Raw genomic sequence first — 16,281 nt, 5'->3', positions numbered from 1 at the left:
TGAAAAGTTTCTAATGATAAGGGAATATGGTTCGATGACCTGCGGCGCATGGTGCAGCAGCTCACCGGGCGGGGAGTGCGGATCGAGTTTGTGAAAGAGTCGCTGGCCTTCACCGGCGAGGATTCGCCGATGGCCAACCTGCTGCTATCGGTCATGGGGGCGTTTGCCGAATTCGAGCGGGCGTTGATTCGTGAACGGCAGCGCGAGGGTATTTCCCTCGCGAAACAACGCGGTGTATACCGAGGGAGGAAAAAAGCGCTGTGCGACAACCGGATCGAAGAGCTACTGCGTCGTGTTGAAGCCCGCGAGCCGAAAGCCGCCCTGGCGCGCGAGTTCGGCATCAGCCGGGCCACCCTCTATGAGTATCTGCGGACTCCGGCGTAGGACCTGATCCCTGGTAGGGAAAAGCTTTCCCATCCAGAGGAAGAGCTTCAGATCCTGCAGTGCTCTGTCAGCAACTGTTGCGCTGAAGTGGGGTTGGGATTTGTCGCACATGTCGCCAGGGCATCACCGTTGTTGTGCTTAGCTCTGTGGGTGTGTCGCCGCTGTCGCCGCTGTCGCCGCTGTCGCCATCACAGGGACGCTGCTGACGTGGTGGTTGGTATTTAATCGATAACCGAAAAAGTACTGGATATTTGTAACGCCTCAGTTTTACAACTACCACATCAATGGATTAATGAGTACGGATTGTGTTCTTGAAGCTCAACCAGAACCTAACTCTTTGGGCTTTAGATTCGATCACAGCAATTCAATCCGCAGCTGCTCCCTTTAGGGCGGCGACAACGGCGACAGCGGCGACAAACCACGTGTTGGCCCAGCTACCAATGGTGACTGGATGGCGAAGAAGCGGCGACAGGCCCAGCCTGTCGCCGCTTCTTCGCCTATACCAATGCTCCACTTTACTATCGGGGTGACGCCAGCGGATTGATGCAGAGGGTGTTTCCGGTAGCAGTTAACATTCGATGTTCCACGAGTACTCTCAGTAATTGGTTGCGGTAGGCTGCGCTCTTACGGGCAAAACGAGGGCCCAGGCGCTGTAAGTCACGTCCGTAAAACTGCTGCCAATCCCTAGCGCAGAGCCATTCGAAAAGCTTTTGCGCCTCGATTAGATGCGTATCGATCTTGATCGGGTGGAGCACACGCAACGCCTCTTCCAGATACCACCTCATGAGCATGGCTGCACGTTCGACTAGGGGGCGAGTGATGGAGGAGGAGCCCTCAGTAATCGCGAAGACCCCAGCGATTCGGAGCGCGTTTTCCGCGGCTTTGGCAGCGGTGGGCTTGATCTCTAGTAGATCACCACCACGGCCCAACGACACCTCGACTTCATCATGCATCTTGATCCAAGCCGATAACGCCTCCCGCTCCAGGTGCAAGGGCGGTGGAGCCAAATCGCCCGTAGCATTTAATGGGCAAGCAAGCGTCAGCAGATCATTCATGCGCTGCCAATAGCATATTAGCCGAGGGTCTTTCGTCGGGTCAGCGTCGCGGTACAGCCGGTGTCCTGATAGCGACTCCGGCCAGGCGACCAGAAAACGAGCCAAAAAACCTTGCCCCAGCAAGACCCGACTGGTCAGTACTTCCTGAGCGACGGCTGGCTGGATCAACAGATGGGCACTCAGCCGGCAGCCGCTGCGGGACGCATTTTCTCCCTCTTTTGCGCGGGTGCGGGTGATGGGTTCGCCATCCCACATCCTGGAGAGTCCGGATACGGTTTTGAGCATGTTCTCGGGCCTGAATGAGTGCCCACCCAGAAACTGGCCACCCTCATCGCTGAAAAATCCTTGCGACGGGTGGCCATGCAAAAAGCTTTTATGCAGACCCTCAAGGGTGGGCTCCACACACAGGATAAACGGGGAAGGAGGGTTTTTGGGCTCCTTCAGTTTTGCCAGTTCTGCCAATAGTGTGTCGGGTTCTCCTCGCCTGCCGAGAACAGCTGCTCGGCAACGCTGAAAAACGTCGGTGGCGTCGCGATGCTCCTTCACTGTCCGTGCAAACTCTGAGACCAGCCGGTTTTGGTGAGAGTGATGAGCGCTTAGGGCGATCCGGTCTGCACTGCTTTTTCGGTCTCCCGACTCGCCTACCGACAGGCAGAAAATACTCAGTGGGATCTCTTGCCCACCACGTACCACGTTTGCGTGGGGTTGAGCTGCCATAGCAGCGGCTGCTAGGACGGACTGTGCCGCCAGGGCATCAGGTACCTGTACGGCCGAGATGATGGCGTTAGCGGCGCCCCCCAGAACCTCGCCTAGAGCGTCTACTGGGTATGGGGCGCAGGCTTCCAAGCGTGGCAGTAAGGGCCGCGGCATATCGAAGCTGACTTTTTGAGGCATGTGGGTTCCTCCATGCGTAGCGTGCTAAGCATGTGAATTTTTTAGGGTTAAGGAAAATGTGGCCGGTACCGCCGCAGCTAGAACTGCGGCGATAAACTGAGCTATTTCAGAAGCAGCATTCCTCGCACTAACTGCTCCGAAGTCCACAACAAGTGCTGCCCCGCCCGGAAAGGCTGTGGAAAGCGGCGGACTGCTTTGCGCCTCCGCAACAGGGTGCTCTCGCTGCAGCGCAAAATCTCGCCCGCTTCTCTAGTAAACAAATGGTTTCGGCATAGCTGTGGTTCTCCCATGGGTTAGGTGAAGCCACGATGACGTTTTTTATCAGCGATTTGTGCTCTAAACTGACAACATTCTGGTAAGCAAAAAAATGCCAGTAGCGAGTTGTCGTCACGCTGTCGCTCAGGTTGGATAGGGGCAAGCGCAGATGGCGGTCGCTCAGGAACTTGACCCGTTTGCAGAGGGCAGCAGGACGCGAAGTGACTCGCATCAAAAGAGGCGTCTACTTCCCCATCTGCCGTGCGGACAGCAGGTCCGTACATCACACCTGCGATTGAGCCGTCGCGAATACGCTCTACAGCTCGTCAATCAAACGCAGCGGTACCCACTCCCTGGGCTTGACGGGATACCGAAGCGATCAAGGTTCGTCAGCTCAATTTGGGTAGGACTGAACAGCCGCCTGCGGGTATGCCAATAGCTTCGCCCCGAAGGCGGTGCTTCCATGGATATATGCTGCTTTCGTTCGAGCCGAGCCCTTGCGGCGAATGCAGACCATAGGCCTGTTCAAACCTAAACTGGACGTTTTTTGTTCGACATTTGCGGCGGGGGCTTGGGGCAAAAATGGGGCAATCGCAGCGCCATTCCATGCCATCCAATGCTAAATGCAGGCCGCACGCTAGCTACACAATATGCACTGAAGCCCGCTATCTACGCGGCTTAGGGCCGATTTATCAAGAGTCACCGCCCATCATGGGGGTATGGGCGGAGAGATCGGTGTTCGACTTGGTCATCGGTTGCTTCGGCTTGGCGCGTGAATCGGTGTGCCCGACAGGCGGCGGTGGCTGCGTCGCCAGACGAAGGCGACGCACGCAAAGCGGCAAAGGGTAGCACGGAAGACGGGGCTCTTTGCCCCTATCCGGGGCCCGCGGATCGCACGAGACGGCGGTCGCCTGCTGCTGTTTCGAGTGCCATCCTGGTGTAGGGTATCGGGCCGACACATAGGTTGAGGGCACCATGGATATCACGGAGCTGGCACAACGGCTGGGCGACGAGCTGGCGCTGCGTGGTGCGCAGGTGACCACGGCCGAATCCTGTACCGGTGGTGGCATCGCCGAAGCGATCACGCGGATCGCCGGTAGCTCGGCCTGGTTCGAGGCGGGCTACATCACCTATTCGAATGCGCAGAAAACCAGCCAGCTGAACGTTCCGGCAGCGCTTTTCACAAGCGTCGGTGCGGTCAGCGATGAAGTCGTGCGCGCTATGGTGGCCGGGGCACAGGCCCGTAGTGGCGCACGCTATGCGGTCGCGGTCAGCGGCGTGGCGGGGCCAGGCGGAGGGTCGCCGAACAAGCCGGTTGGCACCGTGTGGATTGCCTGGGGCGACGACGAGCGGCAGTTCAGCCGGCGCTACCAGTTCGCCGGCGACCGCTGCGCCGTGCGCAGACAAACGGTCGAGGCGGCGCTGCAGGGGCTGATCGCGCTGGTCGTCGGAGAAAATCCCCAGCGGGGCTAGGCGAGTAAAACGGCCTATGCTCTAATACTGTCTACTTATACAGTTGTTCGTGGCCTTTGGCCCTCTTGATCAAGTGAGGAATTGAATGGACGAGAACAAGAAGCGTGCCTTGGCTGCGGCTCTGGGCCAGATCGAAAAGCAGTTCGGCAAGGGTGCGGTCATGCGCATGGGCGATCATGATCGCCAGGCCATTCCGGCTATTTCGACCGGCTCGCTCGGGCTCGATATCGCGCTGGGCATCGGCGGCTTGCCAAAGGGCCGTATCGTCGAGATCTACGGTCCCGAGTCGTCCGGTAAGACCACGCTGACCCTGTCCGTCATCGCTGAAGCCCAGAAGAAGGGCGCGACCTGCGCCTTCGTTGACGCCGAGCACGCACTCGACCCCGACTATGCCGCCAAGCTGGGCGTCAATGTCGAGGACCTGCTGGTTTCTCAGCCGGATACGGGTGAGCAGGCGCTGGAAATCACCGACATGCTGGTGCGCTCCAATGCCGTCGACGTGATCATCGTCGACTCGGTTGCGGCCCTGGTGCCCAAGGCCGAGATCGAGGGCGAAATGGGTGACTCCCATGTCGGTTTGCAGGCGCGTCTGATGTCTCAGGCGCTGCGCAAGATCACCGGCAACATCAAGAACGCCAACTGTCTGGTCATCTTCATCAACCAGATCCGCATGAAGATCGGCGTGATGTTCGGCAGCCCCGAGACCACCACCGGTGGTAACGCACTGAAGTTCTATGCCTCGGTTCGTCTGGACATTCGCCGCACCGGTGCGGTGAAGGAGGGCGACGAGGTGGTTGGCAGCGAGACCCGCGTCAAGGTGGTGAAGAACAAGGTGGCGCCGCCGTTCCGCCAGGCCGAGTTCCAGATCCTGTACGGCAAGGGCATCTACCGCAGTGGCGAGGTCATCGACCTGGGCGTGCAGCAGGGCCTGGTCGAGAAATCCGGCGCCTGGTACAGCTATCAGGGCAGCAAGATCGGGCAGGGTAAAGCCAACGCGGCCAAGTTCCTCGAGGACAACCCGGCTGTAGGCGAAGAGATCGAGCGGCTGGTTCGTGAAAAGCTGCTGGTGGTCTCCTCGAACAGCAAGGCGGCGGCCGGTGCTGTGGCCGAGGATGATCTGGTCGAAGCCGACTACTGATCGCCATGCCGGTCATCCTGGACAGCCCCGCCGCCGTGCGGCGGGCCGCCATGGATCTGCTGGCTCGGCGCGAGCATGGGCGCGCCGAGCTGACCCGCAAGTTGCGCCAGCGCGGCGCACCCGCAGAACTCATCGAGGCGGCGCTCGAGCGCCTGGCGGACGAAGGCTTGCTGTCCGAGTCGCGCTACATCGAAAGCTTTATCCGGGGACGGGCCAGCAGCGGTTATGGCCCGCTACGGATCCGCGAAGAGCTGACGCAGCGCGGCCTGCCGCGTGGCGAAGTCGAGCAAGCCTTGCAGGCCTGCGGTTACGACTGGGGCGAGCAGCTCGAGGCGCTGTGGCAGCGTCGTTTCGGCGTGCTTCCAGGCGACCCGCGCGAGCGCGCCCGGCAAACACGGTTCCTGGTCTACCGGGGCTATCCACTCGAGTTGATCGGGCGGCTGCTGCAGCGCGGCCGGCTCGACTGATTGGGCACTGATCAGCCCGGCACCGTTCGAAGATGCCTCACTTCGGGTTCCGTTACGACTGGCTGCTGCGTAGCGCTGCGCTGGTCTCGAATGGGTGTTCAGTCTTCCGTGGGTAGCGCGGCGGCCCAGCTTTCGGTTTCGTTGAGATAGTCGATCAGCTCGCGCAGGCGACCGTAATTGCGCCCGTTGAAAACGAAGCTGAGCCGGGGCAGGCGCTGCAGTTCAGGCTCGTCGAGCTCCATTGAACAACAGGGTTGCTGCTCGAATTCGCCGCTTGTGCACAGATCGGCGTAGGCCTCGTTGATGTGCTCCAGCGCCTCGTTGCTCAGTGCATGGTTCATGCGGATCACGAAGCGATCCTGCAGCCAGCGGCTGGAGTGGAAGTTGCGGTAGAAATTGGTGATCTCCCGCGTAGCCTGTTCCGCGCTGTCGGCCAGCCGCATGAGCCGCAGGTCGCTCGGCAGGATGTAGCGGTTTTCTTCCAGCTGGTGCCGCATGAACTGCAGGGCATCGCGCCAATAGGTGCCGCCTGGCATGTCGAGCAGTACTACCGGAACCAGCGGGCTTTTGCCGGTCTGGATCAGGGTCAGGACTTCCAGCGCCTCGTCCAGCGTGCCGAAGCCGCCGGGGCAGAGCACCAGGCCGTCGGCCTCCTTGACGAAGAACAGCTTGCGCACGAAGAAGAAGTGAAACGACAGCAGGTTGTCGGTGCCATCCACCGTCGCGTTGGCGTGCTGCTCGAATGGCAAGGTGATATTCAGCCCCAGGCTGTTGTCGCGGCCGGCACCTTCGTGGGCGGCCGCCATGATGCCACCTCCCGCGCCGGTGATGACCATCATGTCGCAGCGCGCCAGACGTTCGCCCAACTCGCGCGCGAGCCCATACAGCGGATGCTCCATCGGGGTGCGCGCCGACCCGAACACGGTGACCTTGCGGCGTCGCTTGAACTGCTCCAGGCGGCTGAATGCGTGCTCCATCTCACGCAGGGTCTGTAGCATGATCTTGGCGTCCCAGCGGTTGCGGTCCGCCTGTGCCATGCGCGTCACCGTGACGAACATTTCCCGGTACAGCGCCAGATTCGGGCTGGTTTCCGAGACGACCAGCGCGACCAGTTCATCGATCCGTTTCGCGAGATCGGCGCCGCCAGTCTTGAAGTGTCGGGACAGGTAATCGTCTGCTTCGAAGGGCATGTGCCATCCTCCATGTCTTGCGGCCGTCGCAGGGCCTGGACCGCGACGGCCAGATGGCTGTCAGAGGGCGATACGATCGCCAGGTTCCGGAATGTTCGCCTCCCAGCCCAGGCGATCGCGCAATACCTGCTGCAGGGTCTGCATCTTGTCTTGCTCGCCATGGACGAGATACAGCTCGGGGCGCTTGTCGAAGTGGCTGACCCACTCGACGAGCTGCGATTGCCCGGCATGGGCCGAGAACCCTCCCAGCGTGTGCACCTTGGCGTTGACGGCGATGCGTTGGTGCAGAAGCTTGACGCTGCGTGCCCCCTCGACGATGGCCCGGCCGAGAGTTCCGCGCGCCTGGAAGCCCGGAATCACCACGTGACACTCGTTGCGCCACAGGTTGTGTTTGAAGTGGTGCAGGATGCGTCCACCGTTGCACATGCCGCTACCGGCGATGATGATCGCGCCGCTTTTGAAGCGGTTTATCGCCATGGACTCCTCGGGCGTCGGGGTCGCGCGCAGGATTGGCAGCCAGCGCTCGGCGTAGCGGCCGGTGCTGTCTGCGCCGAGGCTGCCGGCGATGCCGTTGAGGTCCAGCTGATCCTTGAAGTGTGAATAGATGGCGTTGGCGCCGATGGCCATCGGGCTGTCGAGAAACACGGCCTGCTGCGGCAGGCGGCCTTCGCGGTAGAACTTGCCCAGGTAGTAGATCAGATCCTGCGTACGGCCGACGGCGAACGACGGCATCAATACGTTGCCGCCGTCACGGTGCGCTTGCTGGAGGATGTCGGCCAGCTCCTCGAGCGTCGCTGCATGGCTGCGATGGTCGCGGTCGCCGTAGGTCGACTCCATCAGCACCACGTCGGCCTCGCGCAGCACGGCCGGCGCAAACATCAGTGGCGAGCAGGTATTGCCCAGGTCACCCGAGAACACCAGGCGACGGGTCTGGCCGAGATCCTCGACATCGACCTGGACGATTGCCGAGCCCAGAATGTGGCCGGCATCGTGAAAGGTGGCGGTGACGCCGGGCGCGACCTCGATGGCGACGCCGTAGTCATGTGCCTCGCGACGACCAAGCATGCGCTCGGCATGCAGGCGCGTGTAGAGCGGCTGAATCAACGGCTTGCCGATCCGTGCCCGCCAGCGGTTTTCCCACTCGGCGTCTTTTTCTTGGATCTGTGCGGCGTCCAGCAGCATCAGTTCCAGCAGTTCGGCGGTAGCGGCAGTGCAATGAATGCGCCCGCGAAAGCCCTCGGCGACCAGGCGCGGCAGCAGACCCGAGTGATCGATATGGGCGTGCGATAGCACTACCGCGTCAATGCCCGCAGGATCGAAGGCGAAGGGCTGGCGATTGCTGTCTTCCTCTTTGCGTCGGCCTTGACGCATACCGCAATCGAGCAGAACTCTGGCACCGGCATGGGTCTCTATCAGATAGCAGGAACCGGTGACTTCCCGTACAGCACCTAGAAAACTGAGCAGCGCCATGGATGACTTCCTGTTGGGTAGGATGAGGCCAGCATGCCCGTCCTTGGCCCGGAAGGCCTTGATACACGTCAGCGAGCCTCCGGCAGGTACTGGCTAGACTATCGCACAACCTCAAGCGACGGAGTGACCCATGAGCCAGCTATTGCCCAGCCTTGCAGAACTGGAACAACACGCCCAGGCGCAACCGGAGTTCGCCAGCTGGCGCCAGGGCTACGGGCCGTTCGAGCACAAGCTGGAGACCCAGGCGGCGGTGTTTCGGCTGGCGCACCAGCTGGTTCAGGCGGGGCATCAGGCGGACCTGGCCGCCGTCTACCGGCTGCTGCAGGCGATCGATCGAATCGCTAGCGCGGGCTTGTGGCTGGTGGTGCACATGACCTACGCCGAGCGCGTCCGGCTGGATGGTTCGGCGCTCGCCGCCGAAGACTTCAAGCCTCGGCCTGAAGGCCATACCGGGGGCGCGCTGAACATGGTGCCGGCCTATGCCGGTTATCTCGGTCTGAATGCGCTGACCGGCAAGACCCGTGCGTGGATGATGGGGCAGGGTCACTGTGTGGCAGCGATCGAGGCCCTCAATGTCCTGACCGATAACCTGCATCCGGAACAGGCGCAGGCCTACGGTGGCGGCGAGGAAGGGCTCAATCGCCTGCTGCAGGATTTCTATGGCTACCGTCTGGCCAGCGATGGCAGCCCGCTCGCGCCCTTGGGCAGCCACGTCAATCCGCATACCGCAGGTGGCATTGCCGAAGGCGGCTATCTCGGCTTCGCCGAACTGGAGTATGCGCACATGCCGCTGCCAGGCGAGACGCTGGTGGCGTTTCTCTCCGATGGGGCGGCCGAGGAACAGCGCGGTAGTGACTGGATTCCGCGCTGGTGGCGCGCCGAGGATTGCGGCGTGGCACTGCCGGTGATGATCGCCAATGGACGGCGGATCGAGCAGCGTACGCAGCTGGGTACCCACGAAGGGCTGGAAGGCTTCCGTCAGCACCTGAGCCATTGCGGCTTTGACCCGATCCTGTTCGATGGCACCGACCCGGCCGCGTTCATCGCGACGCTCTGGGAGATGGAAATGCGCCTGAGCCATCGGGTCGATGAAAAACAGCGCGGCATCCTGCGCTATCCACTGCCGATCCCCTACGGCATCGCCCAGACGCAAAAGGGCTTCGGCTTCTACGGAGCGGGCAGCAATGCGGCGCACAATCTGCCGCTGCCGGCCAACCCGCGAGACGACGAGCAGGCCCGCCAGCTGTTCAATCAGCACAGCGCACAGCTGTTCGTTCCCCAAGACACATTGCAGGACGCCCTGGCCACCTTTGGCCAGCATCGTCGTGGCCGGCCGTTGGAGCGCGACAACCCTCTGGCGCTGCGTTGCCCGGCATCGCCCAGGTTGCCGACGCTGGCCTATCGCGACGACGCCTGTTCGCCGATGACGGCGGTCGATCGTTTCTTCGTCGATCTCACCGCAGCCAATCCGCAGCTGCGCCCGCGCGTCGGTAATCCGGACGAGCTGGCCAGTAACCGCCTGGGTGAAGTGCTCAAGGTGCTGAAGCACCGGGTCAACGAGCCGGAAAGCGACCTGGAAGCCATTGACGGGCGCATCATCACAGCGCTGAACGAAGAGGCCGTGGTATCGGCCTGCCTGGCCAACCAGGGTGGGTTGAACCTGGTCGCCAGTTACGAAGCCTTCTGCGTGAAAATGCTCGGCGCCGTGCGGCAGGCGATCATCTTTGCGCGGCAGCAGAAAGAGGTCGGCCGACCTGCGGGCTGGCTGGGCTGGCCGCTGATCGCAACCTCGCACACCTGGGAGAATGGCAAGAACCAGCAGTCGCATCAGGACACGACCTTCTGCGAAGCGCTGCTCGGCGAGATGAGCGACATGGTTCGGGTGGTCTTTCCTGCTGACCACAACAGCGCGCTGGCCCTGCTGCCGAGTATCTATCAGGCACGCGGCACGCTCGCCTGCATGGTCATGCCCAAGCGGGAGAGGCCGCGCTATTTCGATGCGCAGCAGGCCGAGCAGCTCGCGCGCGATGGGGCCATTGTGGTCGAGGACTTCCCCGGTGAAGAAGCGTTGTTGCTGATTGCCAATGGCAGCTACCAGCTCGGAGAAATGCTGCGCGCCGCCGAGCGCCTGCGAGAAGCCGATTGTGCGTATCGCCTGGTCTATTTGCAGGAGCCGGGGCGCTTCCGCGCGCCGCGCGACCACTGGGAAGTGGAGGCACACATCGACGAAGCGGTCGCCGCGCGACTGTTCCCGGATCAGATGGAGATGCGCGTGTTGCTGACGCACATGCGCCCTGAGGTGGCGCGTGGCCACCTCTGGCCGATCCTGCCGGATGCGCGGCGCAGTTCGGTGCTCGGCTATCGCAATCGTGGCGGTACGCTGGATGAGTTCGGCATGCAGTTCGCCAACAGGGCCTGTTGGGCCAACGTGTTGGCGGCCTGTGCGCGTCTGCGCAACGTACCGCGCACTGCGCTGTTAACGCGCGAGGAGGCCGCTGCGCTGGCCGGCAAGGGCGACCCGGAGGCCTTGCGCTAGTGCGGGTGCTATCGGGCGACTAGAGACCGCAGTCTCCGGCATCGTAGCGTTCGCTGGTGATAGGCCGATCGCTCTGGTACTCGCTGAACTCGAAGCGCAGCGTCGCGCCCCGGCTGAGCAGCGCTCGCAGTCCATCGTTATTGCAGACGCTGGCCGCGAGCTGCTCGCGGACCTTCGCCGGGTTGTCGCGCATCTGCGCGGCATGGCGGGGCTGCACGCTCAGATGGTTCACGAGCGTGTGGCCATCGACCGAGTAACCTCGGTCGAGAATGTCTTCGTTGATGGCTCTCGGGGTGCCGACGCTGCTCTTGCGTGCGACGTCATCGAGCAGTTGGTCCAGCTGCTGCTCCTTGAGCGATGCGGCGCCGGCGAAGGCAGGCGCCAGGCCGAGCATCAGCACGGCGACTAGACGGTACATAGCGGTCTCCTGTGGCTTGCGCAGGTTCGACCGGCTGCGCGACGCGCCGTTCAACCGTAGCGCCACCCGGCCGCGGAGGCTGCTAGACTGCCGCGCCTTCGTACAGCCCAGAAACGCCAATGTCACACGCCGTTGCCCAACTTCGAGAGGAGCGCCTGGCGCGCAGCCTGAAACCCTTCGTGGCGCGCGGATCGCGCATGCCGCGCTGCGATCGTTGTCGTGTCGCGGCCACGCATTGCCTGTGCGCCTGGCAACCAAGCGTGGAGACGCGCGCGGGGTTCTGTTTGCTCATGCATGACATCGAGCCGCTCAAACCAAGCAACACGGGTTGGCTGATCGCCGATGTCGTGCAACGCACCCATGCCTTCGGTTGGGATCGAACGGCAGTCGATGAACTATTGCTGGCGTTGCTGGCCGACCCGCAATGGCAGCCGGTGGTGGTGTTCCCGGGCGAATATGCCGAACCCTCGCGGGTCATCGACGAGGTGCCTGTGGCCTCGCAACGCCGGCCGCTGTTCGTGGTGCTCGATGCGACCTGGACCCAGGCGCGCAAGATGTTCCGCAAGAGTCCCTATCTCGACGGGTTGCCAGTGCTCGGCCTGCGTCCCGACCAGCTATCGCGGTATGGCCTGCGTCGCTCCTGCCGGGGTGAGCATTTGTGTACCGCTGAGGTGGCCGCACTCTGTCTCGAGCTGGCAGGTGAGCAGCAGGCGGCGACAGCGCTGGATGACTGGCTGGACCTGTTCAGCGAGCACTATCTGGCCGCCAAGCACCACCGGGCCCTGGACTGCAACGACGAACGCCATCGTCGCCTGGCCGCATTGCGCTGATTCACGCGGCGCTCGACGCTTTTACGGTGACGTTGCGTCGCTGCGGCCAGAGCTGTGCGATCAGCATGCCGGCGAACATCATTGCGCAGCCCAGATAGCCTCGCAGGCTGAGGCTCTCGCCCAGGATCAGCGCGCCGGCAACCGCGGCAAATACGGCTTCCAGCGAAAGAATGATGGCGGCGTGCGAGGCGATGGCATGCTTTTGCGCGACGACCTGTAGCGTATAACCGACCGCCACGGCGAACAGTCCACCATAGATCAATGCCGGGGCCGCCAGCCAGACGGCCTGCAGGGTCGTCGTTTCGAACGCGGCCGCTAGCATCAGGCTGACCACGGCGCAGGTGGCGAACTGCAGGAACGCCAGGCGGATGGCATCGTGCCGGCTGACGAAAAAGCCCACCAGCAGCACGTGGATGCCCCAGATGAACGCGCCGGCCAGTTGCAGCCAGTCCCCGGAAGCGACCTGAAAGTCTTCGCCGATGCTCAGCAGGGCCATGCCGACCACGGCGAGGATCGCACCCAGCCAGGTGCCCAGCCCGGTTCGATTGCCGACCACCAGGCCCAGCAGGGGGACGACGATCACGTACAGGCCGGTGATGAATCCGGAATTGGTGACGCTGGTGAACAGCAGGCCGACCTGCTGCAGGTTGATGCCAATGGTGAGCGCCAACCCCATGGCGAATCCGCCGAGCAGCACGCCCTTCTGCAGGAAAGGTTCGTAGCGCGCCTCGTGCCGTCCCCGCCAGATCACCAGGGGCAGCAAGGCAAGCGCGCCGAGGGCGAAACGCAGTCCGGTGAAGAGAAACGGTCCGATATTGTCCATTCCGATTCGCTGCGCAACGAACGCCGTTCCCCAGATCATTGCGGTGATCAGCATGAGGACGTCGGCGCGGAGGGCTTGGCTACGCATGATTGGCTCGCTTGGCGCAAAAAAAGCGCAGACTTTGCTACAAAGCGCTGCGCTTGACCACTTATTCCCGTGTCGGCATGCTTGCGCGGCTAGATTGTTGTAGCGGGCAATCGAAGCCGATATGTCGGACCACAGCGGTCATCGGCATATTTCCCGTTTCCTCGGGAGGGCGCCGCCTCAGTTCGGTAAGCCGATCGGGTCGGTGATGAAGCGCCAATAAAAAATACAGGTCTGCCATGGCTGCTTATCAAATAATCATTGCCGATGATCATCCGCTGTTTCGTAGTGCGCTCCAGCAGGCGCTGACCATGGGGCTGGGGGAGAACGTCCGGCTCGTCGAAGCGGCCAGTATTGCCGAGCTGGAAACCTGCCTGACGCAAGGGAGCGACTGGGATCTTGTTCTGCTGGATCTGAACATGCCGGGCGCCTATGGCTTTTCCGGTCTGGTGCTGCTGCGTGGACAATATCCCCATCTGCCGGTCGTGATGATCTCCGCGCAGGAGGATGCCGCGGTGGTGGCCCGCTCGCGCGAGTTCGGTGCCAGCGGCTTCATCCCGAAGTCCAGTTCGCTCGAGACCATTCAAGAAGCTGTTCGCGCCGTGCTCGACGGCGATGTCTGGTGGCCGGCGAACATTCAGGAGGAGGCCGGTGTCAGTGCCGAAGCCAAGGCGGCGAGTGCAGGGCTGGCCAGCCTGACACCGCAACAGTTCCGGGTTCTCACGATGGTCTGTGATGGCTTGCTGAACAAGCAGATCGCCTACGAGCTGAACGTTTCCGAGGCGACCATCAAGGCGCACGTGACGGCCATCTTCCGCAAGCTCGGCGTTCGCACGCGCACTCAGGCCGCGTTGCTGCTGCAGCAGATGGGCTCCATTCCGACCGCCTGACCAGAAACGCCATCAGGCGATCGGCGGCAGGTCGATCTGGTCGCTTCGCTGGACGCCTTGCGTGAGTTGTTGGCACAGTTCGATGAACTCGCGCATCGCGGCCGTCTGGTACTTCTGTGAATGCCAGATGAAGTTGAACTGGCGGCTCAGATCGAGCTCTGGCGTGGCGACAGGCACCAGGCTGCCGCGCCGAAAGGCGTCGCGCAGCGCCAGGCGCGAGATACAGCCGATGCCCAGGCCGGATTCGACCGCACGCTTGATCGCCTCGGTGTGCTCCAGCTCCAGCCGCACATTCAACCGGCCGGAAAGATGACGCATCGCATGATCGAACGTCAGCCGAGTCCCCGAACCCTGCTCACGAAGAATCCAGGCCTGCCGGGCAAGCTCGTCGAGCCCGACCGCATCGCGTCTGGCCAGGGGGTGCTGCGGCGCGCAGAACACGGTCAACTCGTCGGCGATCCAGGGTTGCACGATGAGTTCCGGCTGCTGGCAGCTGCCTTCGATCAGACCCAGATCAAGTTCGTGATGTGCGATCTGCTGCACGATGTGCGCGGTGTTGTGCACGCGCAGCTTCACCCGGCACTCGGGGTGGCGCTGCATGAAGCGCCCGATCAGCAGGGTGGCCAGGTAGTTGCCAATGGTCAGCGTGGCGCCGACCGCGAGTGAGCCGAAGCCGCTTTTCCCGTTGAGCAGGTCTTCGATTTCGCGCGCCTGGTCCAGCAGGGCGACCGCCTGGGGCAGCAATTGGTGTCCCAGCGAGTTGAGGCACAGCCGCTTTCCGGCGCGGTCGAACAGTTGGCAGCCCGACTGCCGCTCCAGTTCCGCCAGCGATGTGCTGGTTGCCGATTGTGATAGCGACAGGCTGGCCGCGGCCCGGGACACGCTTTCCTGACGCGCCACTGCGGCGAAGACTTCGAGTTGTCTGAGTGTGAAATGCATATCTATATAACTGATAACTGATATCTTTAATATTTAATTAACAGATAAGTTGAGCATCTATACACTGCCGGTCCAAAGGGCACCAGGTGCCTGTTGGGTCTCAAGAGGAATAGGCAAGCATGAGCAATCTGAACGTTGAGCGTGTTCTCAGTGTGCATCATTGGAACGACACGTTGTTCAGCTTCAAGACCACGCGCAATCCCGGCCTGCGCTTCGAGAACGGCCAGTTCGTGATGATTGGGCTCGAGGTCGAAGGCCGGCCGCTGATGCGCGCCTACAGCATCGCCAGTCCGAACTACGAAGAACACCTCGAGTTCTTCAGCATCAAGGTGCCGGATGGTCCGCTGACCTCGCGTTTGCAGCATTTGCAGGAAGGCGACTCGCTGATGGTCAGCCGCAAGCCTACCGGCACGCTTATCCTTGGCGACCTGCTGCCGGGCAAGCACCTGTATCTGTTGAGCACCGGGACGGGCCTCGCTCCGTTCATGAGCGTCATCCAGGATCCGGAAACCTACGAGCGCTTCGAGAAAGTCGTACTGGTGCACGGTGTGCGCTACGTCAACGAGGTGGCCTACCGGGAGTTCATCACCGAGCTGTTGCCGCAGAACGAGTTCTTCGGTGACGCGGTGCGCGAGAAGCTTATCTATTACCCCACCGTCACCCGCGAGCCGTTCGAGAATCAGGGCCGGCTGACCGACCTCATGCGCAGTGGCAAGCTGTTCAGCGATATTGGCCTGCCGCCGATCAATCCGCAGGACGACCGCGCGATGATTTGCGGCAGCCCGAGCATGCTCGACGAAACCAGCGAAGTGCTCGACAGCTTCGGCTTGAAGGTTTCGCCTCGCATGGGCGAGCCTGGCGATTACCTGATCGAGCGGGCGTTCGTGGAAAAGTAGCGTCGACTCGGGTGCACACAGCGAGCGGCTTCGGCCGCTCGTTTCGTTTTCAGATAAAGGGCGCGCAGCACTTCTTGAATTTCTCCCCGCTCTCGCAAGGGCAGGGGTCGTTGCGGCCTGCCTTCAGCGGAACCGTCGGATCGATGAAGTACCAGCGGCCATTGCGCTGTACGAACGCCGAGCGCTCATGATGAGCGTGGTCCCCTTCGCCGTCGTGCCAGCGCGCGATAAAGCTCACCAGTGCATGCTCCGGCTTGCCACCGAGCACGGTGCTCTGCTCGATCTCCAGCCCCAGCCAGATACTGTTTGCGCTCCATTGCCGCATGCTCTCGAGGTCGAGTGCCGCCTGCTGGACAGGCAGCGTTGTCGCCTTCAGATAGTCGATCAGCCCCAGCACGTAGGCGCTGTAGCGTGAACGCATCAGTCGCTCGGCGCTGGGCGCGGGCGTCCCGGCGTGATAGTGGCCACAGCACAATGCCAGCTCGTCTCCGCTGCCGCAGGGGCAACTGATCGACCCGGCTTGATCGCTTGCCTGCATG

At 62.3% G+C, this 16,281-nt stretch carries 14 protein-coding genes and 1 pseudogene; 8 read left to right on the top strand and 7 right to left on the bottom strand.

Annotated features, from left to right (window positions below):
* Nucleotides 1-33 precede the first annotated feature (33 nt).
* Nucleotides 34-384, top strand: a pseudogene (locus AC0KXH_RS12795) (recombinase family protein); the annotation flags it as partial.
* Nucleotides 385-902: 518 nt separating this feature from the next.
* On the opposite strand, the gene AC0KXH_RS12790 reads toward AC0KXH_RS12795, so the two are convergent.
* Entirely contained in the window at nucleotides 903-2,333 is a 1,431-nt protein-coding gene (locus AC0KXH_RS12790; protein ID WP_014819874.1) for a YfjI family protein, read from the bottom strand.
* A gap of 1,230 nt (nucleotides 2,334-3,563) precedes the next feature.
* Here AC0KXH_RS12790 and AC0KXH_RS12785 point away from each other — a divergent pair.
* From AC0KXH_RS12785 to recX, 3 genes are all read left to right on the top strand, one after another.
* Nucleotides 3,564-4,061, top strand: a complete 498-nt coding sequence (locus AC0KXH_RS12785; RefSeq protein WP_269262385.1) for a CinA family protein — start codon at nucleotides 3,564-3,566, stop codon at nucleotides 4,059-4,061.
* Between the two features lie 85 nt (nucleotides 4,062-4,146).
* Nucleotides 4,147-5,199 (top strand): recombinase RecA, encoded by a 1,053-nt coding sequence (gene recA / locus AC0KXH_RS12780; protein ID WP_041104415.1) that lies wholly within the window; start codon nucleotides 4,147-4,149, stop codon nucleotides 5,197-5,199.
* A gap of 5 nt (nucleotides 5,200-5,204) precedes the next feature.
* A complete protein-coding gene (recX, locus tag AC0KXH_RS12775; protein WP_043221101.1) occupies nucleotides 5,205-5,666 on the top strand; it encodes a recombination regulator RecX in 462 nt (153 codons plus the stop codon).
* A gap of 98 nt (nucleotides 5,667-5,764) precedes the next feature.
* Here the strand turns inward: recX and AC0KXH_RS12770 are convergent, their stop codons facing one another.
* Both AC0KXH_RS12770 and AC0KXH_RS12765 read right to left on the bottom strand, forming a co-directional pair.
* Entirely contained in the window at nucleotides 5,765-6,856 is a 1,092-nt protein-coding gene (locus AC0KXH_RS12770; RefSeq protein ID WP_213149841.1) for an LOG family protein, read from the bottom strand.
* Nucleotides 6,857-6,916: 60 nt separating this feature from the next.
* Nucleotides 6,917-8,326 (bottom strand): MBL fold metallo-hydrolase RNA specificity domain-containing protein, encoded by a 1,410-nt coding sequence (locus tag AC0KXH_RS12765; RefSeq protein ID WP_041104420.1) that lies wholly within the window; start codon nucleotides 8,324-8,326, stop codon nucleotides 6,917-6,919.
* Nucleotides 8,327-8,456: 130 nt separating this feature from the next.
* Between AC0KXH_RS12765 and AC0KXH_RS12760 the strand changes: the two genes are divergently transcribed.
* Nucleotides 8,457-10,862, top strand: a complete 2,406-nt coding sequence (locus AC0KXH_RS12760; protein WP_041104422.1) for a phosphoketolase family protein — start codon at nucleotides 8,457-8,459, stop codon at nucleotides 10,860-10,862.
* A 19-nt stretch (nucleotides 10,863-10,881) separates the two neighbouring features.
* On the opposite strand, the gene AC0KXH_RS12755 is transcribed toward AC0KXH_RS12760, so the two are convergent.
* Nucleotides 10,882-11,280, bottom strand: coding sequence for a quorum-sensing-regulated virulence factor family protein (locus tag AC0KXH_RS12755; RefSeq protein ID WP_082041989.1), 399 nt, complete (start codon nucleotides 11,278-11,280; stop codon nucleotides 10,882-10,884).
* 119 nt (nucleotides 11,281-11,399) lie between these two features.
* Here AC0KXH_RS12755 and AC0KXH_RS12750 point away from each other — a divergent pair, with 119 nt between their 5' ends.
* Complete coding sequence (locus tag AC0KXH_RS12750) at nucleotides 11,400-12,110, top strand: tRNA-uridine aminocarboxypropyltransferase (protein ID WP_488223510.1); 711 nt, start codon at nucleotides 11,400-11,402, stop codon at nucleotides 12,108-12,110.
* 1 nt (nucleotide 12,111) lies between these two features.
* Here the strand turns inward: AC0KXH_RS12750 and AC0KXH_RS12745 are convergent, their stop codons facing one another.
* On the bottom strand, nucleotides 12,112-13,020 hold the full coding sequence (locus tag AC0KXH_RS12745; protein WP_488223509.1) for a DMT family transporter: 909 nt from the start codon (nucleotides 13,018-13,020) through the stop codon (nucleotides 12,112-12,114).
* A 236-nt stretch (nucleotides 13,021-13,256) separates the two neighbouring features.
* Between AC0KXH_RS12745 and erdR the strand changes: the two genes are divergently transcribed.
* A complete protein-coding gene (erdR, locus tag AC0KXH_RS12740; RefSeq protein WP_041104429.1) occupies nucleotides 13,257-13,907 on the top strand; it encodes a response regulator transcription factor ErdR in 651 nt (216 codons plus the stop codon).
* A 12-nt stretch (nucleotides 13,908-13,919) separates the two neighbouring features.
* Here the strand turns inward: erdR and AC0KXH_RS12735 are convergent, their stop codons facing one another.
* A complete protein-coding gene (locus AC0KXH_RS12735) occupies nucleotides 13,920-14,846 on the bottom strand; it encodes a LysR family transcriptional regulator (protein WP_061337138.1) in 927 nt (308 codons plus the stop codon).
* Nucleotides 14,847-14,965: 119 nt separating this feature from the next.
* Between AC0KXH_RS12735 and fpr the strand changes: the two genes are divergently transcribed.
* Nucleotides 14,966-15,742, top strand: coding sequence for a ferredoxin-NADP reductase (gene fpr, locus AC0KXH_RS12730; protein WP_041104433.1), 777 nt, complete (start codon nucleotides 14,966-14,968; stop codon nucleotides 15,740-15,742).
* A 49-nt stretch (nucleotides 15,743-15,791) separates the two neighbouring features.
* Here the strand turns inward: fpr and AC0KXH_RS12725 are convergent, their stop codons facing one another.
* Complete coding sequence (locus AC0KXH_RS12725; RefSeq protein ID WP_061337139.1) at nucleotides 15,792-16,280, bottom strand: YchJ family protein; 489 nt, start codon at nucleotides 16,278-16,280, stop codon at nucleotides 15,792-15,794.
* Between the last annotated feature and the right edge of the window lies 1 nt (nucleotide 16,281).

It is taken from the genome of Stutzerimonas sp. CXK-1 (assembly GCF_057738225.1).
The sequence above is the reverse complement of the archived record's forward strand: the minus strand, read 5'-3'. Positions and strand labels throughout refer to the sequence as shown.